This is a genomic window from Methylobacterium sp. Leaf465 (assembly GCF_001424705.1).
GTDB lineage: Bacteria > Pseudomonadota > Alphaproteobacteria > Rhizobiales > Beijerinckiaceae > Methylobacterium.
Genome location: NZ_LMRA01000001.1, coordinates 294,362 through 316,294, shown reverse-complemented (window position 1 = coordinate 316,294; position 21,933 = coordinate 294,362). Strand labels below are relative to the sequence as shown.

At 70.4% G+C, this 21,933-nt stretch carries 18 protein-coding genes; 11 read left to right on the top strand and 7 right to left on the bottom strand.

What is annotated here, in order from left to right; all coding sequences use genetic code 11:
- Positions 1–106: 106 nt before the first annotated feature.
- Complete coding sequence (locus ASG51_RS01400) at positions 107–1,594, bottom strand: DEAD/DEAH box helicase (protein WP_056378570.1); 1,488 nt, start codon at positions 1,592–1,594, stop codon at positions 107–109.
- Positions 1,595–1,995: 401 nt separating this feature from the next.
- Here ASG51_RS01400 and ASG51_RS01395 point away from each other — a divergent pair, with 401 nt between their 5' ends.
- Both ASG51_RS01395 and ASG51_RS25295 read left to right on the top strand, forming a co-directional pair.
- Positions 1,996–3,414 (top strand): polysaccharide biosynthesis C-terminal domain-containing protein, encoded by a 1,419-nt coding sequence (locus ASG51_RS01395; RefSeq protein WP_056378568.1) that lies wholly within the window; start codon positions 1,996–1,998, stop codon positions 3,412–3,414.
- Positions 3,411–4,634 (top strand): GNAT family N-acetyltransferase, encoded by a 1,224-nt coding sequence (locus ASG51_RS25295; protein WP_082513819.1) that lies wholly within the window; start codon positions 3,411–3,413, stop codon positions 4,632–4,634. The genes ASG51_RS01395 and ASG51_RS25295 overlap by 4 nt, the downstream gene beginning before the upstream one ends.
- Positions 4,635–4,650: 16 nt before the next feature.
- Here the strand turns inward: ASG51_RS25295 and ASG51_RS01385 are convergent, their stop codons facing one another.
- The 5 genes from ASG51_RS01385 to ASG51_RS01365 all read right to left on the bottom strand — a co-directional run bounded on the left by ASG51_RS01385 (position 4,651) and on the right by ASG51_RS01365 (position 7,114).
- Positions 4,651–5,424 carry a prephenate dehydrogenase gene (locus ASG51_RS01385; protein WP_056378930.1) on the bottom strand — a complete coding sequence of 258 codons (774 nt, stop codon included), beginning with the start codon at positions 5,422–5,424 and terminating at the stop codon, positions 4,651–4,653.
- Between the two features lie 219 nt (positions 5,425–5,643).
- On the bottom strand, positions 5,644–6,033 hold the full coding sequence (locus ASG51_RS01380) for a tautomerase family protein (protein ID WP_056378566.1): 390 nt from the start codon (positions 6,031–6,033) through the stop codon (positions 5,644–5,646).
- 39 nt (positions 6,034–6,072) lie between these two features.
- Complete coding sequence (locus tag ASG51_RS01375) at positions 6,073–6,426, bottom strand: hypothetical protein (RefSeq protein WP_056378564.1); 354 nt, start codon at positions 6,424–6,426, stop codon at positions 6,073–6,075.
- A 15-nt stretch (positions 6,427–6,441) separates the two neighbouring features.
- Positions 6,442–6,729 (bottom strand): hypothetical protein, encoded by a 288-nt coding sequence (locus ASG51_RS01370; protein ID WP_056272545.1) that lies wholly within the window; start codon positions 6,727–6,729, stop codon positions 6,442–6,444.
- A 103-nt stretch (positions 6,730–6,832) separates the two neighbouring features.
- Entirely contained in the window at positions 6,833–7,114 is a 282-nt protein-coding gene (locus ASG51_RS01365; RefSeq protein WP_056272550.1) for a hypothetical protein, read from the bottom strand.
- 198 nt (positions 7,115–7,312) lie between these two features.
- On the opposite strand from ASG51_RS01365, the gene sseA reads away from it, so the two are divergent.
- The 9 genes from sseA to ASG51_RS01320 all read left to right on the top strand — a co-directional run bounded on the left by sseA (position 7,313) and on the right by ASG51_RS01320 (position 18,544).
- The gene (gene sseA / locus ASG51_RS01360) at positions 7,313–8,161 is read left to right on the top strand and encodes a 3-mercaptopyruvate sulfurtransferase (RefSeq protein ID WP_056378563.1); all 849 of its coding nucleotides are present in this window, start codon (positions 7,313–7,315) and stop codon (positions 8,159–8,161) included.
- A 9-nt stretch (positions 8,162–8,170) separates the two neighbouring features.
- Positions 8,171–9,025, top strand: coding sequence for an urease accessory protein UreD (locus ASG51_RS01355; RefSeq protein WP_156389520.1), 855 nt, complete (start codon positions 8,171–8,173; stop codon positions 9,023–9,025).
- 266 nt (positions 9,026–9,291) lie between these two features.
- Complete coding sequence (gene atzF / locus ASG51_RS01350) at positions 9,292–11,097, top strand: allophanate hydrolase (RefSeq protein WP_056378561.1); 1,806 nt, start codon at positions 9,292–9,294, stop codon at positions 11,095–11,097.
- Between the two features lie 95 nt (positions 11,098–11,192).
- Positions 11,193–13,418 carry a glycosyltransferase family 2 protein gene (locus tag ASG51_RS01345; protein ID WP_056378559.1) on the top strand — a complete coding sequence of 742 codons (2,226 nt, stop codon included), beginning with the start codon at positions 11,193–11,195 and terminating at the stop codon, positions 13,416–13,418.
- Positions 13,419–13,536: 118 nt separating this feature from the next.
- Positions 13,537–14,841, top strand: coding sequence for an SLC13 family permease (locus tag ASG51_RS01340; protein ID WP_056378557.1), 1,305 nt, complete (start codon positions 13,537–13,539; stop codon positions 14,839–14,841).
- A 165-nt stretch (positions 14,842–15,006) separates the two neighbouring features.
- Positions 15,007–15,408 carry a succinate dehydrogenase, cytochrome b556 subunit gene (gene sdhC, locus ASG51_RS01335; protein WP_056354075.1) on the top strand — a complete coding sequence of 134 codons (402 nt, stop codon included), beginning with the start codon at positions 15,007–15,009 and terminating at the stop codon, positions 15,406–15,408.
- 12 nt (positions 15,409–15,420) lie between these two features.
- Positions 15,421–15,834: a succinate dehydrogenase, hydrophobic membrane anchor protein gene (sdhD, locus tag ASG51_RS01330; RefSeq protein WP_056354072.1), complete on the top strand. Its 414-nt coding sequence runs from the start codon at positions 15,421–15,423 to the stop codon at positions 15,832–15,834.
- Positions 15,835–15,863: 29 nt separating this feature from the next.
- The gene (gene sdhA, locus ASG51_RS01325) at positions 15,864–17,678 is read left to right on the top strand and encodes a succinate dehydrogenase flavoprotein subunit (RefSeq protein ID WP_056211230.1); all 1,815 of its coding nucleotides are present in this window, start codon (positions 15,864–15,866) and stop codon (positions 17,676–17,678) included.
- A gap of 62 nt (positions 17,679–17,740) precedes the next feature.
- Positions 17,741–18,544 carry a succinate dehydrogenase iron-sulfur subunit gene (locus ASG51_RS01320; protein WP_056211228.1) on the top strand — a complete coding sequence of 268 codons (804 nt, stop codon included), beginning with the start codon at positions 17,741–17,743 and terminating at the stop codon, positions 18,542–18,544.
- Positions 18,545–18,766: 222 nt separating this feature from the next.
- Here ASG51_RS01320 and ASG51_RS01315 read toward each other — a convergent pair whose 3' ends face one another.
- Positions 18,767–21,931 (bottom strand): multidrug efflux RND transporter permease subunit, encoded by a 3,165-nt coding sequence (locus tag ASG51_RS01315; RefSeq protein ID WP_056211226.1) that lies wholly within the window; start codon positions 21,929–21,931, stop codon positions 18,767–18,769.
- Positions 21,932–21,933: the final 2 nt, after the last annotated feature.

The window sequence follows — 21,933 nt, the reverse complement described above, 5'->3', positions numbered from 1 at the left end:
TGTTTGATGTGGCCCCGCGAAACGGCATGGCAATGCCCGGGGCATCGGACGCGAAAACGCCGCCCCGGAAACCGGGACGGCGCTCGAATGCGTCGGATGTGACGGATCAGGAACGCGGGCCGCGATCCAGCCAGCCGATGGCGCGACCCTCGCCGCCGCCCTGCGGGCGCGGGGCCCGGGGGCGTTCGCCACGCGGCTCGGCGCGGGGCTCGCCCTGAGCAGCCGGCCGGCGATCGCCGCGGCCGTCCTGCGGACGGGCCCCACCGTCGGAACGGCTCGGGCGTCCGGAGCCACCGCGGTTCTCACCGCCGCGCCCCTCGAAGCCACGGCCCTGGCCGGGACGGCCGCCCGGGCGGCTGCTCGGGCGCTGGCCCTGGCGCTGGCCGGGACGCTGGCCGTTCGGCGCCGGACGGCGCTCCTCGGCCTGGGCGTTGTCCGCCGCCTCCTGGCGAGACGGCGGGGTGAAGCCCTCGGGGAAGGCGCCGACGGGGATCTTCTGGCGCGTGGTGCGCTCGATGTCCCGCAGGTAGGCCTTCTCCTCGTCGTTGCAGAACGAGATCGCGAGCCCGTTCGCCCCGGCGCGCGCGGTGCGGCCGATGCGGTGGACGTAGCTCTCCGGCACGTTCGGGAGGTCGTAGTTGATGACGTGGCTCACCGCCTCGACGTCGATGCCGCGGGCGGCGATGTCGGTGGCGACGAGCACCCGGCAGGAACCGTCCTTGAAGGCGGCCAGCGCCCGCTCGCGCTGCGGCTGCGACTTGTTGCCGTGAATCGCCGAGGCGTTGATCCCGACCTTCTCCAGGCCGCGGACGACGCGGTCGGCGCCGTGCTTGGTCCGGGTGAAGACGAGGACGCGCTCGATCACCGGATCGCGCAGGATGTGGTTCAGCAGGGCCTGCTTCGCCCCGGTATGGGCGAAGATGACCTCCTGGGTGACGCGCTCGGCGGTGGTGGCGACCGGAGTCACCGCCACCTGGACCGGATCGCGCAGGTACTGGTCGGCGAGGCTGGCGATGTTCTTCGGCATGGTCGCCGAGAAGAAGAGGCTCTGGCGCTCCTTCGGCAGCATCTTCACGATGCGCTTGAGGGCGTGGATGAAGCCGAGGTCCAGCATCTGGTCGGCCTCGTCGAGGACGAGGATCTCGACGGCCTCGAGGGTCAGCGAGCGACGCTCGATGAGGTCCATCAGGCGACCGGGGGTCGCGACCAGGATGTCGACGCCGTTGGCCAGCGCCTTCTCCTGACGGGAGATGGTGACGCCGCCGAACACCACGGTGTTGGTGAACGAGAGGTATTTTCCGTAATCGGAGAAGTTCTCCGCGATCTGGTTGGCGAGCTCGCGGGTGGGCGAGAGCACCAGCACGCGGCAGCCGCGACGGATCGCCTTGCGCGGGGTCTCGGCGAGGCGGTGCAGGATCGGCAGCGCGAAGGCCGCCGTCTTGCCGGTGCCCGTCTGGGCGATGCCGCAGAGGTCGCGGCCCTGCATGGCGGGGGCGATGGCCTGGGCCTGGATCGGAGTCGGGCTCTTGTAGCCGGCCTCTTCCAGGGCGCGCAGCACGGGCTGGGCGAGGCCGAAATCGGTGAATTGGGTCAAGGAGTCACTTTCAGGCAGCGGGACCGTGCCGGACGCCCTCGTGCCGAGGGAAATCGTCGAAAAAGGTGGTCGGTCCGTTGAGCTGGAGCCGCCCGCGTGCCGGGGCAGTCCGGGTGCATGCACGTTGAAGAGAGGGGCTCAGGTCGCGCGGGGCCCGCAGAAGCGATCCGGCAATCCGTCACGCAGCCCTCTCAAGCGGAACCATGACGGCCGCTGACGCTGCACTTGCGATATGATCCTTCGCGGGTGCGAAGTCAATGGCCACGTTGACGACGACACAGGCCGTTCGCGTCCATCGCCAACGTCGAGGGCGAATGGCGGACGAACGGATTGACGCGGCGGCTACACTGGCGTGTTACCTCGTTCCACCAGCCGGACCGCCCGGCACTTCACGGGGTCGGATGATCGCGCGCCACACCCTCACCTATGTCGGCTCGCGGGGTGTCGCCGCAGCCCTGAACATGGGCGCCCTCGCGGTATTCACCCGGCTCGCGCCCACGGACGTGTTCGGACTCTACCTGCTCATCCTGTCCTGGGCGCTGGTGCTGTACAGCGCCACCTGCCAGTGGCCGAAATTCTCGTTCTTCGCCCTCTACGCCGAGGAGCGTGCGATCTTGCAGGTCGGCACCGTAGTCCGACTCCTCGGCGCGATGGCGGCGCTCGCCGCCCTGATCGCGGCGTGCGCCGCCGGGCTCGGACTGCTCGAGCCGCACGCCGCGCTCGCGATCTTCGCCGCCGTTTTCGGAATGATGGCCTTCGAGGGCGCCGCCGAGATCGCGCGGACGCGGCTGCAGGTCGGCGCGGTCGCCGTGTCTGTGGTGCTGCGCGCCGTGCTGGTCCTGGCCCTCGGCAGCAGCGCCCTCCTCCTCGGTGGTGGCGCGATCCCGCTGCTGCTGGCCACCGCCGGCGCCAACATGGTCGCGGCCCTGCCCACGCTCTATGTCATCCGCGGCCTGCTGCGGGGCGGCGGGAGCTGGGCGGAGGCGCGGCGCCTCCTCGCCTATGGCTGGCCCCTGGTGCTCTCGTTCGGGGCCGCCGCCCTGGCGCAGACTGCCGACCGCCTCGTGATCGGGGCCAGCATCGGCGTCTCGGAGCTCGGGGCCTACGGCGCCTTCGCCGACTTCCTGCGCCAGAGCTTCGTCGTCTTCGGCGACAGCGTGGCCCTCGCGCTGATCTCGATCGCCAAGCGAGATGCCCGCGACGGCGGCATCGCCGCGGCCGGTCCGGTGCTGGAGGATGCCATCCGCCTCCTCACCCTGATCGCCGCCTTCGGCGCGGTGTTCTTCCTGGCCTTCGACGGCCTCCTCGTCACCCTCCTGCTCGGCCCCGATTACCGCGAGACCGCCCTGCGGGTGGCGCCCCTCCTGGTGGCGGCCAGCATCCTGCAGATGTTCCGGTCGTATTATTTCGGGCAGGTCATCTACTTCACCCAGAAGAGCCAGCTCGATGCGGTCGCATCGCTGACGCTGCTCGTGGCGATCGGTGGCCTTTCGGCCCTGCTCATCCCGCGCTACGGCGTCGAGGGGGCGGCCATCGCCATGGCGACGGGGCAGGCCCTGGCTTGTCTCGTCTTCATCCTCGGCTCCCGTGAGCGCTTCCGCATGCCGGTGCCCCTGCGCGACCTCGCGGCGATCTGCGGCCTGGCCCTGGCCTGCGCCGCGGCGATTGCCGGGCTCGGCCGCCTCCCCCTGGATCCGGGCCTCGCCCTCGGCCTGCGCCTCGCCTGCCTCGCCGCCGTCTCGGCCGGGACCGCGTGGGCGTTCAACATCCTGGGCGTCGCCGACCTCGCGGCGCGCCGCTTCGGTCGCGCCGCTTCATGAGCCGCTCCGCCCAGCGCCAGGTCGCGACCCCCGACGGCCTCGTGGTCGCCCTGCGCCCCCTGGCGGCCGGCGCGCCCTGGATCGCGGCCTGGCACGACCTCGGCCGCCGGCCACTCGTCGACAACCTGTTCTACGATCCCGACTACGCCCTGCCCGCCGCCGGCGCCTTCGGCAGCGGGGTTCAGGTCGCCCTGGTCGGCGACCGCGCCCCGGAGGAGCCCGGCCTGCGGCTCGTCGCGGTCTGGCCCCTGCGGGTGAAACGCTGGCGCTGGGGGCTGCCGCTGCTCCTCGCGATGGGCTGGATGCATGATTTCGGCATCTTCGGCGCCCCGCTCCTCGACGGCGCCGACGCGGGTCGAGCCCTCGACGGACTGCTCTTCGGCCTGCGCAGCCTCATCGGCCCGCGCCTGATGCTGACCCATGTCCCGACCTCCGGCCCTTTCGCGGACCTGCTCTCGGACCGGCTCGGGCGCAACCGCCTTCGCCACGCCCGCTTCTGGGCGCACGAGCGCGCCTTCCTCGACCTGACCGGCCGGGACGCCGGGGCGCGCGCCGCCTATCTCGGGCACCTCTCGTCCCGCAAGCAGCGCAAGCTGCGCCAGGCCTGGGACCGCCTGAACGCGGACGGCCCGGTGGCGTTCGAGACGATCCGCGATCCGGCCGCGCTGTCGGCGGCCATCGACGACTACATCGCCCTGGAAGGCGCCGGCTGGAAGGGCGCGCGCGGCACCGCCATCGCGGGCGACGCGGTCCAGACCCGGATGATGCGTGCCTTCGTTGCCCGCCTCGGCGCCCGCGGGGCGGTCCGGATCGACCGCCTGCGCCGGGACGGCCGCACCCTGGCCGCCGTGGTCAGCTTCACGACGCGCGGCCGGCTCTGGAGCCTGAAGATCTCCTACGATCCCGCCGTCGCCCGGCACTCGCCCGGTGCCCTGGCCTTCCACCGCCTAACCCAGGCCATCCTGGCCGATTCGAAGCTGAGCACGGCGGATTCCTGCGCCCCGCCGGACTATCCCCTCCCCGAGACCTTCTGGAGCGAGCGGCTGGCCCTCGCCCACATCCTGGTCGAGGCACCGGGCGGCGACCGGTTGTTTCCCCTCGCCGTCCGCCTAGAGGGCTGGCGGGCCGGGGCCAATCTCCGCCTGAAGGCCTGGCGCGACCGCCTGCGGGACCGCCTCTCCAGCACTGCCGCGGCCCGGGGCCCCGATCCCGAGGCCTGAAGGTGCTCCACCTGCCTCAGGCCGCCCGGATCGCCGGCTCCGGCGCGTCCGACAGGTCGTGGGCGAGCCGGGCCGCCTCGGCGACGAAGCTCCGGCGGACCGCGCCGGCATAGGGGTTGGCCCGCTCGATGGCGTCGAAGACCTCCGGCGCATCGTGGCGCACCATCGCCACCGCCTGCATCAGGAGGTCGAAGCTCCGGGTGGTCATGCGGGTCGGCAGCGGCTCCATCCGCACCATCACCTTCGCGATGAGGTGGGTCAGGCCCTGGACGACCGCCGCGTCCCGGTCATGCGCCTCCGGCGTCGTCAGGATGACGTCGAGGCCGAGATGCCGGCGCAGGAAGGCGGCGACCTGCCGGGTTTGACCGCCCCGCACCTCGCAGAGCGCAATCTTCAGGCCCCGGAGGCCGTCGCGGGCGCTCTGCGGCCCGAACAGCGGATGGGTGGCGACGATGGCGACGTGCCCCGGCAGTCCGTCCCGCATCGCCGTCGCGGCCACGGCCTTCACCGAACCGACATCGAGGACGAGGGCGCCCGGGCGGAGATGCGGACCGATCGCGGCCACGATGCCGGGGATCGCCGGAACCGGAGCCGCCAGGATCACCACCGGGCAATCCGCTGCAACGCGCAGGGCGCCTGGGGACACATCGGACCCCGGCTCGGCCGGCATCGCCGGGTCGTAGGCGTGAATGACGAAGAACGGTGCAAGGTGGCGCGCCACGAGGCGGCCGAAGGCACCGAAGCCGATCAGGCCGAGGCGGGGACGGGGATTCTCGGGAGAATGGGACAGCACGGACGTGACCTCGGTGGAAGCCGGGTCGTCGACGTGTGGTCCTGGATGGAGATCAACCGCCGACGACTCAGCGGTTGAGACATGACGAGCCCCGCGCCGCTAAGGGTGCGGCGCCGGATACGCGAGGGGGCGAAGGACGGTCGTCATCGTGGCGCCTGTCTAAGGGCGCGCCGGGTGTCGCGTCAATGCCGCCGCTGCCTCCCTGCGGGTGGGCCTTCAGGCCGACGCGTACTGCATCTCGCCGTTGCCGAAGGACCAGTTCTCCTTCGCCACCTCGACGAAATTGATGAAGACGTCCGTGCGGCGGATCCCGGTCCGCGCGGCGATACCGTCGGCGATCTGCCGGCACAGGGCGCGCTTGACCGCGACGGAGCGCCCGGCATTCCAGGTGATCTGGATGATGACGAGATCGTCCGTGCAGGTCACGCCGAGATAGCCGGCCTCGGGCGCCACGATCTCCCCGGCCCCGTGGCGGGTGACGATCTGGAACTTGTCGTTCTCGGGCACGCTCGCCACCGGACGCAGGGCGGCATAGACCACGTCGCCGACGGTCCGGGCACGATCCGGCGGTGCCGTGCGATTCAGGTCGATGCGGATGAGGGGCATGGCGGTCTCCCGGCGGCCCCGCGCCTCATGAACGTGGTCTCACCAGCCGAAGCGGGCGATCTCGCCGAGGCGCGCCTGCACGGCGGCCTCGTCGCGCCCGAGGGCGGCGGCGCGCTGGGACAAGGTGTAACACGTCCCGCAGAAGCCGACCTGCATCAGCGGAATGCCGTCCGCCCGCGCCCGCGACACCGATCCGATCAGGCAGGCGATGACGGAGTGGCCCGCCGGGAGGCCGAGACAATCGGCCCGCGGGCTGCCGAAGAGTGGCCGGTTCGGCCAGGCGAGCGACACGCTCGTCCCGCCGCGCCGGTCGGGGGCCGGGGGCACCGTGTAGCTGCGCACGAAGAGGGCCGCGAACAGCAGGACGAGGCCAGGCAGGATGAGGGCGCGCATGGCGGGACCGCTCCGTCAGGCCGGTTCGTCGAACCGGCTCCAGCGGAACACCTCCGTGCCGGCGCCGTCGATGACCCGCACGGCTTCGGCGGGCGCGCCGCTGCGCTGGGGCGCCCGGGCCCGGGCGAACAGGGTCAGGGCCCGCTCCTTGGCGGCCTCGACCGTGTAGGTGCGCACGGAAATGCGCTGGCTCACGGGATCATCGCCGCGCGCGCCGGCCTCGTCCTCCGCGGCGAGGACTTCGATGTGGTAGGTCTCGCGCGGGTTCACGGCGGCTCCATCACGCTGGCACGGCCCGACCATCCATAACCGCAGCGGCCGTGCCTTGGCACCATGGCCGGGCCGGCTGCGACGAAAAAGGCCCGGCCTCGCGGCCCGGCCCTCGGTCCGGATGGTGGCGGAGGCCTCAGCGGGACGCGGGCCCGGAGGGCGGGGTGCTCGGCGCTGCAGTGCCCGGCGTGACGGCACGCCCGGCGCTCGGCAGCGGGGCGGCGCTCGGGTTGCGCACGGCGCCGGCGCCCGGTGCCGTCCCGGTGGTCGCGGGGGCATTGGAGGTGCCGCCGCCCATGCCGGTTCCGGAACCGTTGATCGCGTTCTGGCCGGCGCCGGTCACCGAGGATTGCGCCTGTGCGGCGCCCGCGAGGGCGAGGCCGAGGGCGGCGGCGAGGAGGAAGGTCGGCGTGCGCATGGCGGCTGTTTTCCGGGAGATGAGGAATTGATCTGGAGCGTCTCGCCGGTTCAACGCGGGGCGGCAACCACGGGTTCAGATCGCAAAGCGGCCGGTGACGGGTGCAACTGCCGGCCGGATGTGGTTTGGTGTCCACTCCCGACAACCCTCCTGGCGAGTCCGGCCGGACGCGTTCCGGCCCACAGAGCAGAGAACACCATGCCGACGACGCCCTTCGTCACGGCCGACTGGCTCCACGCCCGTCTCGGCGCGCCCGACATCGTGATCCTCGACGGGTCCTGGTACCTCCCGGCCCAGGGGCGCGATGCCCGGGCCGAGTATCTCGCCGGTCACATCCCCGGCGCGATCCGCTTCGACATCGACACCATGAGCGACGAGACCTCGCCGCTGCCCCACATGCTGCCGCGCCCGGAGGTCTTCGCCTCCCGCATGCGGGCGCTGGGCGTAGGCGACGGCGCCCACATCGTCGTCTATGACGGGATGGGCCTGTTCTCGGCGCCGCGGGTGCGCTGGATGCTGAAGGCCTACGGGGTCCGCGACGTGGAGATCCTGGAGGGCGGCCTTCCGGCCTGGGTGGCGGCGGGCTACCCCCTCGAGGACGGCGAGGGCCGGCCGCGCGCCCGGCGCCACTTCACCGCCCGCCTCGACCACGGCGCCGTGGCGGATGCCTCGGACATTGCCCGGGCCCTCGAATCGGGCAGCGCCCAGCTGGTCGACGCCCGCTCGGGCGCGCGCTTCCGCGGCGAGGAGGCGGAACCCCGCCCCGGCGTCCGCCCCGGCCACATGCCGGGCGCCCGCAACGTCCACTATGCCGCACTCCAGAGCGAAGGTCGGCTGAAGGAGGAGGCAGCCCTGCGCGCGGTCTTCGCCGAGAACGGCGTCGATGTCGGCAAGCCCGTGATCACCACCTGCGGGTCGGGCGTCACCGCCGCCATCGTCGGGCTGGCGCTGGAGACCCTGGGCCGGCCGCCCCGCGCCCTCTACGACGGCTCCTGGTCGGAATGGGGCTCGGATCCCAAGCGTCCGGTCGCCACCGGCCCGGCCTGACCCGCCGCCTTGCTGAACCCCGACCCTCCGGCGGTTCGCGGCGCCGCGCCGGAGCGCCAGCGCTCGCAGGGCCGCATCCACCTGCGCGTGGCCTGCGCGGACGGGCACGACACCCGCATCCTCGACATCGGCGAGGGCGGACCCTTGCGCCTGCGTCTGCCGCGCCGGCCGAAGGGCCCGTGCGAGGCGGTGCTCCTCAACACCGCCGGCGGCATCGCCTGCGGCGACACGTTTCGCGTCACCGCCGATGTCGGTGCGGGGGGCGACCTGACCCTGACCACCACGGCGGCCGAGAAGGTCTACCGTTCGGACGGGCCGATGAGCCGGATCGCCACCGTGGTGACGGTGGGAGCCGGAGGGCGCCTCGCGCATCTGCCGCAGGAAACGATCCTGTTCGACCAAGCCGCCCTGGCGCGGCGCTTCGAGGCGGATCTGGCGCCGGGCGCCCACCTCCTCGCCTTCGAGGCCATCACCTTCGGGCGGACCGCCCGCGACGAGCCGATGACGCGGGGCCACCTCTCCGACACCTGGCGCATCCGCCGCGACGGACGCCTCGTCTACGCCGACACCCTCCGCCTCGACGGCGCCCTCTCGGACCAGCTCGCCCGAACGGCGATCGGCAACGGCGCCCGGGCGATGGCGACGCTCCTCGACGTCTCGCCCGTGGCGGAGGGCCGGCTGGACGAGACCCGCGCCCTGCTCGACGCGACCGGCGTGGACGGCGTCGCCGCGGCGGCCAGCGCCTGGAACGGACACCTCGTCGTCCGCCTTCTCGGCCGCGATCCGGACGCCCTGCGGGCCGTGGCCCAGCGCCTCCTCACCGCCTATCGGGGACGGCCCCTCCCCCGCGTCTGGCAGAGCTGAGCATTCGGATGGGCCGACCGCCATCTCGGCAGGCCGGTGCGCGCGTGCGGGCACCGGCGCTGGTTGCCGTCCCGAAAATCCGGTCGACGAGGCGGGCCCGGTCGGCACGAAGGATGCAGTGTCCGCGAAGAGGCCGGGCAATGTCCGTGGGCATCGGGGCGCTGCGGCGGCGGACCCCGTGCCGGAGAATCCAGGCCGGCCCGACCCGGCGCGGCGGCGGCCTTGTCGCGGTGATCTTGTCGCGGTGACCCAGGAGACCTGAATCCATGCTGCCCACGATCCTGGACATTGCGAGCCTGCGCGCGGCCTTCGCCTCCGGCAGCCTCGACCCCGTCGGCCTCGCCGAGACCGTCGCCGAGCGGATGGCGGCCTCGCCCGACCCGGCCATCTTCATCACCCCGGTGCCGCGCGCCGACCTCGTCGCGGCGGCCCGCGCCCTGATGCAGGCGCACCCGGAGCCGAATTCCCTGCCGCTCTGGGGCCTGCCCTTCGCCGTCAAGGACAACATCGACGTGGCGGGCCTGCCCACCACTGCCGCCTGCCCGGCCTTCGCCACCACGCCCGAGCGCGATGCCGCGGTCGTGGCGCGGTTGAAGGCCGCCGGCGCCCTGGTAACGGGCAAGACCAACCTCGACCAGTTCGCCACCGGCCTCAACGGCACCCGCTCGCCCTACGGTGCCCCGCGCAGCGTGTTCAACGCCGACTTCGTTTCCGGCGGATCGAGTTCCGGTTCGGCCGTGGCCGTGGCGGCCGGGCTCGCCTGCTTCAGTCTCGGCACCGACACCGCCGGCTCCGGCCGCGTGCCGGCGGCCTTCAACAACCTCGTCGGCATCAAGCCGACGCCGGGGGCGCTGAGCACCACCGGCCTCGTTCCGGCCTGCCGCAGCCTCGACTGCATCACGGTGTTCGCGAGCACCGTCGGGGACGGCCTCGCCGTGCGCCGGATCGCCGAGGGGTTCGACCCGGCCGACCCGTATTCGCGCCCGGTGGTCCCGCATCCCCTCCCGACGACGGGCCTGCGCTTTGGCGTGCTCGCCCCGGCCGAGCGCGAGTTCTACGGCGATGCCGAGACGGCGGCCCTCTACGACGACGCCATCGCCCGGCTGGAGCGCCTCGGTGCCGTCGCCGTGCCGTTCGACTACGCGCCGTTCCGGGAGATCGCCGCCCTCCTGTATGACGGCCCCTGGGTCGCCGAGCGGCTGGCGGCGGTCGAAGCCTTCCATGCCGACCATGCCGCCGCGATGGATCCGAGCGTGCGCGCCATCCTCGACTCGGCCCGCACCTACAGCGCCGTCGACGCCTTCCGGGGTCGGTACGCCTTCGAGGCCCTGAAGCGCCGGACCGATGCGATCCTCGCCGGGCTCGACGTGCTGTTGCTGCCGACTGCGCCGACGATCTACACGGTGGCCGAGATGGCGGCCGAGCCCATCGTCCGGAACAGCCATCTCGGCCGCTACACCAATTTCGCCAACCTGCTTGGGATGGCCGCCATCGCGGTGCCGGCCGGGTTCCGCCGGGACGGCCTGCCGGCGGGCGTGACGCTGGTGGGCCCCGGCTTCAGCGACGAGGCCCTGGCGCCCTGGGCCGATGCCCTGCATCGCGACCTCGCCGGCGGCATGGGCGTCGAGCGTGCCCGCTCCCTCCCCGAAGAAGGCCGCGTTTCTGCCTCGCCCTCCGGGCAGATCCCCCTGGTCGTGGTCGGTGCGCACCTCACAGGGCTCGCCCTCAATCACCAGCTCCAGGACCTCGGAGCGACGTTCCTGCGCGCGACCCGGACGGCGCCCGACTACCGCCTCTATGCCCTGCCCGGCACGGTACCGCCGAAACCCGGCCTCGTGCGCGCGCCCGGCTTCGCGGGCCCCGGGCTCGAGGTCGAGGTCTGGGCGCTCGACCCGGCTGCCTTCGGGCGTTTCGCCGCCGCGATTCCCGCGCCCCTCGGCCTCGGCAAGATCGCTCTGGCCGATGGCGAACCCGTATCGGGCTTCCTCTGCGAAGCCCACGCCGTCGCGGAGGCGTCGGAGATCACCCGGCACGGGGGGTGGCGTGCCTATCTCGCCGCCGGGCGCCGCTGAGGCGAGGTCCGGGGCTGCCCTTGCGAGGGCCGGCGGGCTTGCCCTAAACCCCCGGGCACGGCAGGCCCTGCGCCCGCCTCGAAGAGGATCCGGGTTTGCCGCGCACCCTACGCTGTCGCCTCGACGCCGTCAGCCAGATCGAGGCGGAGGGGACGCCCGACACGTGGCGCGCGACTGGGTCGGACCCGCATTTCCGCCTCTGGCCGCCGGAGGGACGCCGGCGCCATCGCGGCGGTTGGGTCCGCTTGCGCGCCGACCTCACCGCCCTCGACCGCACGAAGCTCGTCCCGATCCTCTACGTCGATGACGGCCAGGGGTTTCGCGAGACCCTGACCATTCCGCTGGAGGCCGATGCGACCGGCATCGACAACCTCGTGCACCTGCCGCGCCGGGTCCGGGGCCTGCGCCTCGATCCGATGAGCGGCGCCGGACGCTTTCGCCTGGGCCACGTCTCCCTGACACATCTCGGCCCCCTCGGCGCGACCGCGGAGACCGCCCGCCGCCGCGTGCAGGCGCTGCCCGAGGCAGAGCGCGCGCCGGCCCGCCTCCTCGCCCGCCTCCGCGACGCCTGGCGCGCGAAGGGCGCCGCGGAACTCTGGCGCGACTTCCGGGCGAGCGCCCGGCCCCGCCCGGTGCCGGCCTCCTACACGGCCTGGATCGACACGGTGGAGACGCCAAGCCGCCTCAGCGTGGCGGCGATGCGGGCCGAGATCGAGGGCTTCCGCTCTCGCCCCCGTATCTCCATCGTCATGCCGGTCTACAACACTCCCCGGCGCTGGCTGGAAGCCGCCATCGCCTCGGTGCAGGCCCAGGCCTATCCGGACTGGGAACTCTGCCTCTGCGATGACAACTCGCCCGACCCGCAGATCTGGCCGCTGCTCCAGGCCTTCGCGGCCGCCGACCCGCGCATCAAGCTCCATCGCCGCACCACGAACGGGCGCATCTCGGCCGCTTCGAACGACGCCATGGCCCTGGCGACCGGCACCTACCTGACCCTGATGGACCACGACGACGCGATTCCCGACAACGCGCTCTACGAGTTCGTCCGTATCCTGAACGCCGACGCGAGCGTCGACTTCATCTACTCGGACGAGGACAAGATCTCGATCGACGGGGTCCGCTACGAGCCGTTCTTCAAGCCGGACTGGTCGCCCGAAGCCCTCGAAGCCTGCATGTATACGGCGCACCTGGCGCTCTACCGGATGGACATCGTCCGCCAAATCGGTGGCTTTCGCGACGAATGCAACGGGGCGCAGGATTACGACTTCGCCCTGCGTTACACCGAGCATGTCCGCAACGTCGTCCACGTGCCGAAGGTGCTCTACCATTGGCGCGCGATCCCGGGCTCCACCGCCCAGACCATGGACAACAAGGACTACGTCATCGCCGCGGCGATCCGTGGCCTGGAGGACCGGGCCCGGCGCACCGGCGAACTCGACTTCGCCCGCTCGAGCGCGTTCAAGGGCTGTTTCGAGATGCGCCGCAAGCTGACCGAGCGCCCTTCGGTCTCCATCGTGATCCCCACGGCCGGGCGCGACAGCACCGTCGGCGGCTGCACGGTGGATCTCCTCGCCGCCTGTCTCGACAGCGTCGCCGCGACCAGCACCTATCCCGACATCGAGTTCGTGGTGGTGGACAACGGGGACCTGCGATCCGGCACGGAGGCGGCCCTCGCCCGCCACGGCGCCCGGCGCGTGACCTGGTCGGAGCCGGTCTTCAACGTGGCGGCCAAGATGAACCTCGGCGCCGCGGCGGCGAGCGGCGACATCCTGGTCTTCCTCAACGACGACATCGCGGTCATCACGCCCGACTGGATCGAGGCGATGCTGGCGCAGTTGCAGATCCCCGGCGTCGGCGCCGTCGGCCCCAAGCTCCTGTTCGAGACCGGCGAGATCCAGCATGTCGGCGTCTCGATCGTCGACGCCACCCCCGATCATGTCCGGCGCGGCTATCCCGGCGACGATCCCGGGCACTTCTTCTCCACCGTCGGCAGCCGGAACTACCTTGCGGTCACCGGCGCCTGCGTGATGGTGCGGCGCGCGGACTTCGAGGCCATCGGCGGCTTCGATGCGGGCTTCGCCGTGAATTACAACGACGTCGACCTGTGCCTGCGCCTGCGCGAGCGCGGGCTGCGCAGCGTCTACTGCGCCCAGGCCAGCCTCTATCACTATGAGAGCCGCAATCGCGCCCGCACCGTCGACCCGGCCGAGCACCAGCGGTTTCGCGATCGCTGGGCGGCGAAGCTCCCCCGCGATCCCTATTACGGCGAGTGGTTCGAGGCCCTGCCCCCGACCTTCGAGCTCGACCCGGCCCGCTTCTGAGCCTTCGCGGGCGGCGAAGGCTGGATCGGAAAACTCCGAATTGCGAACGGCTCCAAGGTAGGATCATCGTCCCGCCGGAAGAGACGGATCGGACTCGGGCATGCCGGCAGGGGCGTTCATGGGCGGGGAGGCGACGGTCGCGGTGACCGCGCTCCTGCTCGTGCTCTGCATGGGCCTCTGGGCCAGCGGCCTCATCGCGGAGATCGTCACGGCGATGCTGTTCTTCGCCGGGGCGATGCTGTTCCACCTCGCGCCCCCCGCGACGGTGTTCTCGGGCTTCGCCTCCTCGGCGTTCTGGCTCGTCCTGAGCGGCATGGTGGTCGGGCTCGCCATGACGCGCTCCGGCCTCGGCGACCGCTTGGCGCGAAGCCTGTCGGGGCATCTCTCCGCCTCCTACCCGGCCTTCGTCGCCGGGATCGTCGCCCTGTCCTTCGCCGTCGCCTTCGTGATGCCGTCCAATCTCGGGCGGATCGCCCTGCTGGTCCCGGTGGTGCTCGCGCTCTGCGACGCCTTCGGGCTCGCGAACGGGCGCCCGGGCCGGCACGGCGCGGTCCTGGCGGTGGGACTCGCCACACCGCTCCTCTCCGCCGCGATCCTGCCCGCCAACGTCCCGAACCTCGTCATGGCCGGCACCGCGGAGACGCAGTACGGCCTCCACATCGCCTACCTGCCCTACCTGCTGCTGCACGCGCCGGTCCTGGCCCTCGCGAAGGGCGTCCTGCTCGTCCTGGCGATCCTCTGGCTGTTTCCGGACCGGCTCGACCACGGCGAGAACGGGGCCGCCCTGGTCAAGGAACCCCTGCGCCCGGAGGCGCGGCGCCTCGCCGTGATCCTGGCCGCCACCCTCGCCTTCTGGGTCACGGACAGCCTGCACCACATCGCCCCCGCCTGGGTGGGCCTCGTCGCCGCGATCCTCTGCCTGATGCCCCGCATCGGCGTCCTGCCCGCCGAGGCCTTCGGCGCCGTGAACCTGCGGACCTGCTTCTACGTGGCCGCCCTCCTGGGTCTCGTGGCCACCGTGAACGAGACCGGCCTCGGCGCTCGCCTGGGCCATGCCCTGCTCCACGTCGCGCCCCTGACGCCCGACGCTCCGGGCTACAATTTCGGGATTCTGACAGGGCTCGCGGCGATCCTGACCCTCGCGGTCACCGCGAACGGCGCCCCGGCACTCTACACGGCGCTCGCGGGCGAGATGGCCCGGGTCAGCGGTCTCGACCTCATGGCCGTGGTGATGATCCAGGTGGTTGGCTACTCGACCCTGTTCCTGCCTTACCAGGCGCCGCCGATCGTCCTCGCGGTCGATCTCGGCAAGGTGCCGCTGCGGGCAGCGACCAAGCTGACCCTGGCAACGGGGCTCGCGTCGCTCGTCGTCGTCGCACCCCTGGATTATCTGTGGTGGCGCATGCTCGGATGGCTGCCATGACGCGGCGCGAGGCGAATGACGATTTGGCGCCCGTGTCGCATGTGCGTTGCGGCAAGCCGGGGTTGCGCATTGGCGCCTGCCCGCTAGCACTTTAGAGACGATCCAAATTTTTCTTGGCGCACCTTCAAATCGGGGTGCGCCGCCCAGTCGAGGACCTTCCGCACGATGGCTCCCACCGTCCGTCCCACGGTCGCCCAGCCGCTCTCACCCCACCTCCAGATCTACCGCTGGACCTGGACCATGGCGATGTCGGTATTCCACCGCGTCACCGGCACCGCGCTCTACGGCGGCTCGGCCCTGGTGGCGATCTGGCTGGTGGCCCTCGCCGCGGGTCCGGGCGCCTACGGCACCGTGTCGTGGTTCTTCGGCTCCATCGTCGGGCGCTTGGTGCTGTTCGTCTACACGTGGATCCTGATGCACCACATGTTGGGCGGCCTGCGCCACTTCATCTGGGATCTCGGCTACGGCTTCGACCGCGCCCAGCGCATGGGCCTCGCCCGCGCCACCCTGATCGGCTCCGTCATCCTGACCGTCCTGATCTGGGCGCTCGCCCTGACCCTGCGCTGAGGAGGCCGATCGATGGTCGACAATCGCCAGAACACCCACGTCACCATGCGTACGCCCCGCGCCCGGGTGAAGGGCCTCGGGGCTTCGGGCCATGGCGCAGGCCATTTCTGGATCCAGCGCCTGACCGCCGCCGCCAACGCGCCGCTCATGCTGGCTTTCGTGGTGGTCGTCGCCCTGATGGCGAACCGGCCCTACCCGGAGGCCGTCGCCCTGATGTCGCACCCGGTGGTGGCGCTCATCCTGATCCTCGCCGTGATCTCGGTCACGGCCCATATGAGGATCGGAATGCAAGTCATCATCGAAGACTACGTGCACGACAAGACACTCAAGCTCTTGAGCCTGCTCGCCAATAACTTCTACGCGGTCGTCGTCGCCGTCGCCTGCCTGTACGCGATCCTGCGCGTCAGCCTCGGCAAGCTCGTCTGACCCGCATCCCGAACCCGAAGGATCAGCCCATGGCCACCAACGGAACCAACGGCACCCCCGCCTACACGATCAACGACCACACCTTCGACGTGGTGGTGGTGGGTGCGGGCGGCGCGGGCCTGCGCGCCACCGTGGGCTGCTCCCAGGCCGGCCTGCGCACCGCCTGCATCTCCAAGGTGTTCCCGACCCGGTCCCACACCGTGGCGGCGCAGGGCGGCATCTCGGCCTCCCTCGGCAACATGGGCCCGGACGACTGGCGCTGGCACATGTACGACACCGTGAAGGGGTCGGACTGGCTCGGCGACCAGGACGCGATCGAGTACCTCGTGCGCAACGCGCCCGCCGCCGTCTACGAACTCGAGCACTGGGGCGTGCCCTTCTCCCGCACCGAAGAGGGCAAGATCTACCAGCGCCCCTTCGGCGGCATGACCACTGATTACGGCAAGGGCACCGCCCAGCGCACCTGCGCGGCGGCCGACCGCACCGGCCACGCCATGCTGCACACCCTCTACGGGCAGGCGGTGAAGAACCACACCAACTTCTTCATCGAGTACTTCGCCCTCGACCTCATCATGGACGAGGAGGGCCGCTGCCTCGGCGTCATCGCGATCGACCAGGCGTCGGGCGAGATCCACCGCTTCCGCGCCCAGCAGACCATCCTGGCCACCGGCGGCTACGGCCGCTCGTACTTCTCGGCCACTTCGGCCCATACCTGCACCGGCGACGGCAACGCCATGGTGCTGCGCGCCGGCCTGCCCCTGCAGGACATGGAATTCGTGCAGTTCCACCCCACCGGCATCTACGGCGCCGGCTGCCTCATCACCGAGGGCGCGCGCGGCGAGGGCGGCTACCTGACCAACTCCGAGGGCGAGCGCTTCATGGAGCGCTACGCTCCGAGCGCCAAGGACCTCGCCTCGCGCGACGTAGTCTCCCGCTCCATGACCATGGAGATCCGAGCCGGTCGCGGCGTTGGCAAGTCCAACGACCACATCTACCTGCACCTCGACCACCTGGACCCGGCCATCCTGCACCAGCGCCTTCCCGGTATCTCGGAATCGGCCAAGATCTTCGCGGGCGTCGACGTCACCAAGGAGCCGATCCCGGTACTGCCGACCGTGCACTACAACATGGGCGGCATCCCGACGAACTATCACGGCGAGGTGCTGACCCTGCGCAACGGCAACCCCGACACGGTGGTGCCGGGCCTGATGGCACTGGGCGAGGCGGCCTGCGTCTCGGTTCACGGGGCCAACCGCCTCGGCTCGAACTCGCTGATCGACCTTGTGGTGTTCGGCCGGGCCGCCGGTCTGCGCTGCGCCGAGATCGTCGAGCCGGGCGCCCGCCAGATGGACCTGCCGAAGGACTCCGCCGACAAGGCGCTCGCCCGCCTCGACCGCTTCCGCTACGCCAGCGGCGGCACCCCGACGGCGCAGCTGCGCGCCGAGATGCAGAAGACCATGCAGAACAACTGCGCGGTGTTCCGCACCGGCGAGGTGCTGGAGGAGGGCAAGACCCTCATCCACAAGGTCGCCGCCGGTATTCCCGACATCCACGTCAACGACCGCTCGCTGATCTGGAACACCGATCTCCTCGAGACCCTCGAGTTCGACAACTTGATCGGCCAGGCCGTCGTCACCATGGAATCGGCGGCCAACCGCAAGGAGAGCCGCGGCGCCCATGCCCGCGAGGACTTCCCGGACCGCGACGACAAGGAGTGGATGAAGCACACCCTCGCCTGGATGGACGACTCGTCCAAGCAGGTCAGCATCGATTACCGTCCGGTCCACACCTACACGATGTCGAACGAGATCCAGTACATCGAGCCGAAAGCGCGGGTGTATTGAGGACACGACTCCCGTCGTTCCCTGGACTGGTTCTCACGAGACGGATTTAGGCACGCCACACCATGGCTCAGTTTAATCTTCCCAAAAACTCTCAGATTACCGAGGGCAAGACCTGGCCTCGGCCCGCCGGCGCCAACAACCTGCAGGAATTCCGGATCTACCGCTGGAATCCCGACGACGGGAAGAACCCGCGCGTCGACGTCTACCAGGTCGATCGCGACGATTGCGGCCCGATGGTCCTCGACGCCCTCCTGTGGATCAAGAGCAAGGTCGACTCCACCCTGGTGTTCCGCCGCTCCTGCCGCGAGGGCATCTGTGGCTCCTGTGCCATGAACATCGAGGGCCAGAACGCGCTGGCCTGCACCATGGGCATCGACGAGTGCCAGGAGCACGCCAAGGGCAAGAAGACCGGCGCGGTGCGGATCTATCCGCTGCCGCACATGCCGGTGCTGAAGGACCTCGTCCCCGACCTGACGAACTTCTTCGCCCAGCATGCGTCCATCGAGCCCTGGCTCCAGACCGAGACGCCCGCGCCCGAGGGCGAGTGGAAGCAGACGCCGGAGGACCGGGCCCAGCTCGACGGACTCTACGAATGCATCCTCTGCGCCTGCTGCACCACCTCGTGCCCGAGCTACTGGTGGAACGGCGACCGCTTCCTCGGCCCGGCGGCCCTGCTCCAGGCCTATCGCTGGCTGATCGACAGCCGCGACGAGAACACCGGCGAGCGCCTCGATGCGCTGCACGATCCCTTCCGGCTGTATCGCTGCCACACGATCATGAACTGCGCCAACACCTGCCCGAAGAGCCTGAACCCGGCCAAGGCCATCGCCGAGATCAAGAAGATGATGATCGCCCGCGAGGTCTGATACGGGCTCCGCTCGATCAAAGCGGAGCGTAATTCAGGCAAGCCGGCGCGTCGTCTGGGCGAAGCCCAGATCCGCCATCCCGAAGGGATCAGCCGGATCTGGTCTGAGGCTCGGCCCCCGTCGCGACCGGACATTGGAAGAAAAGGGGCGCGCGGTCGATCGGACCGCGCGCCCCTTTCTCATGTGCGGAGCTCCCCGGTGGGTGAGCTCCGCCGCGCCGGACTACTCGGCCGGGGCGTGATGGGGCCCATGCACCGTGGCCGGCTCCGCCTTGGGTTGGATGCCCTCGGTAGCGTCCTTGCGGCGGAAGATCCGCATCACCACCACGAAGAACACCGGCACGAACAGCACCGCCAGGATGGTGGCCGAGATCATGCCGCCGAGCACGCCGGTGCCGATCGCCTGCTGGCTCTTCGAGGCGGCGCCGGAGGCGATCGCCAGGGGCACCACGCCGAAGATGAAGGCCAGCGAGGTCATCACGATCGGTCGGAAGCGGAGCGTCGCCGCCTCGATGGTCGCGTCCACCAGGGAGGTTCCCGGCTTCCAGAGGTCCTTGGCAAATTCCACGATCAGGATCGCGTTCTTGGCCGAGAGACCGATGATCGTGATGATCCCGATCTTGAAGTAGACGTCGTTCGGCAGCCCGCGCAGGTACACCGCCGCCACGGAGCCGATGACGCCGAGCGGGATGACCAGCAGCACGGAGAACGGGATCGACCAGCTCTCGTAGAGGGCGGCCAGGCATAGGAACACGATCAGGATCGAGAGGCCGAGCAGCAGCGAGGCCTGTGAGCCCGCCTGCTTCTCCTGCAGCGACTGGCCGGTCCAGGCGTAGCCGAAGCCCTTCGGCAACTGCTCCATCAGCCGCTCCATTTCATTCAGCGCGTCGCCCGAGGTGTAGCCCGGGGCCGGCTCGCCGGTGATGCGCACCGACTGGTAGCCGTTGAAGCCGATGATCTGGGCCGGGCCGACGCCCCATTTCAGGTCGGCGAAGGACGACATCGGCACCATGGTCCCGGAGGCGTTCTTCACCCCGTAGTTCAGGATGTCGGCCGCCTTCAGGCGTTGTGCGTCCTCGGCCTGAACGATGACGCGCTGCATTTTGCCCCGGTTCGGAAAGTCATTGGTGTAGACCGAGCCGAGATTGACCTGGATGGTGTTGTTGATCTCTTCGAAGTTGACTCCGAGGGCGGCCGCCTTCTCGCGGTCGATGACGAGTTCCGCCTGGGGCGCCGGGGGCAGGCCCTCGACATAGACCTTTTGAAGGACGGGGCTCTTGCGGGCGAGCGACAGCAACTGCTCCTGGGCCGCCATCAGGGCCGAGTAGCCCTTCTGCGCGCGATCCTGGAGGCGGAAGCTGAAGCCCGAGGCGTTGCCGAGATTGTCTATCGGCGGCGGCTCGAGGGCCTGGATCACCGCGTCCTTGTACGATGCCAAAGCCTTGTTGGTGCCCTCGATCAGCTTGGCCGCCGAGTTGTCGGCATCGCGCTCACCCCAGGGCTTCAGGGTCACGAAGGCTTGCGAGGTGACCTGTCCCTGGCCGGAGAATGAGAAGCCGTTGACGACGGTCACGGTGGCGACGCCGGGCTGCGCGAGGAGGTGTTCCTCGACCTTCTTCACCGCCGCTTCGGTGCGGTTGAAGGAGGAGCCGGGCGGGGTCTGGATGTCGACGGTGAAGAAGCCCTGATCCTCCACCGGCAGGAAGCCCTCCGGCAGGCGGAGGAAGGCGTAGCCGAGGCCGATGACCAGGGCGAGATAGACCAGCATGACCCGGCCGGAGCGCTTGATCAGCCCGGCGACGCCGCGGCCGTAGCGGGCGGTCTCGCGATCCACCACCCGGTTGAACCAGCCGAAGACGCCGCCCTTCGAATGGCCGTGGCCCTTCTCGATGGGCTTGAGCAGGGTCGCGCACAGGGCCGGGGTCAGCGACAGGGCCAGCAGCGCCGAGAACGCGATCGAGGTCACCATGGCGATGGAGAACTGGCGGTAAATGATGCCGACCGAGCCGGGGAAGAACGCCATCGGGATGAACACCGCGATCAGCACCAGCGTGATCCCGATGATGGCGCCGGTGATCTGGCTCATCGCCTTGCGGGTGGCCTCCTTCGGAGAGAGGCCTTCCTCGTTCATGATGCGCTCGACGTTCTCGACCACCACGATGGCGTCATCGACGAGGATGCCGATGGCGAGCACCATACCGAACATGGTGAGCACGTTCACCGAGAAGCCTGCGAGCAGCATCACCGTGCAGGTGCCCATCAGGGCGATCGGGACCACGATGGTGGGGATGAGCGTGTAGCGGATGTTCTGGAGGAAGACGAACATCACGATGAACACCAGCACCACCGCCTCGACGAGGGTGTGCAGCACCTTCTCGATGGAAGCCTCGACGGCCGGGGTGATGTCGTAGGGGATGTCCCACTTCACGTTCGACGGGAAGAACTGCGACAGCTCCTCCATTTTGGCGCGGATGGCCGAGGCGGTCTGGAGCGCGTTGCCGTCGGGGGCCAGGGTGACGGAGATGCCGGCGGCCTCGCCGCCGTCGAGGCGGGTCGTGAATTTGTAGTCCTCGCCACCGAGCTCGATCCGGGCGACGTCGCGCAAGCGTACGTTGGAGCCGTCGGAATTGGCGCGCAGCACGATGGCGCCGAACTCCTCCGGCGCGGTCATCTGGCCCTTCACGATGATGGGGAAGTTGACCGGGTTGTTCTGCGGGCTCGGCATGGCGCCGACGGCGCCGGAGGCGATCTGGACGTTCTGGTTCGAGATCGCCTTCGACACGTCCGAGGCGTTAAGCGAGAGACCGCGCAACTTGTCGGAATCGATCCAGATGCGCAGGCTTCGCTCGGTGGAGTACAGCGTCGCGCGCCCGACGCCGGGGATGCGGCGGATCTCATTGATGACGTTGCGGATGAGGAAGTCGCCGAGCGCGATCTCGTCCATCGACTTGTCGGGCGAGACCAGGGTGATGATCTGCAGTGTCGCGGCGGAGGCCTCCTCCACCAAGGTGCCCTGCTGGCGCACTTCGGCGGGCAGCCGGGCCTCGACGCGCTTGAGGCGGTTCTGCACCTCGACGCCCGCGAGGCTCGAATCGGTGCCAGGCTGGAACTGGGCCGTGATCTCGACGACGCCGAAGGCGTCGCTGGCCGATTCGAAGCTCAGGATGTTGGCGGCCCCGTTCAGTTCATCCTCGATGAGCCGCGTGGTGCCCGTGTAGAGGTTCTCCACCGAGGCGCCCGGATAGGCGGTCGAGAGCGCGATGGAGGGGGGCGCGATCACGGGATACTGCGCCACCGGCAATTGCGGGATCGTGAGCAGGCCGCCCAGGATGATGAAGAGGGCGACGACCCAGGCGAAGACCGGTCGGTCGATGAAGAAGCGAGCCATGG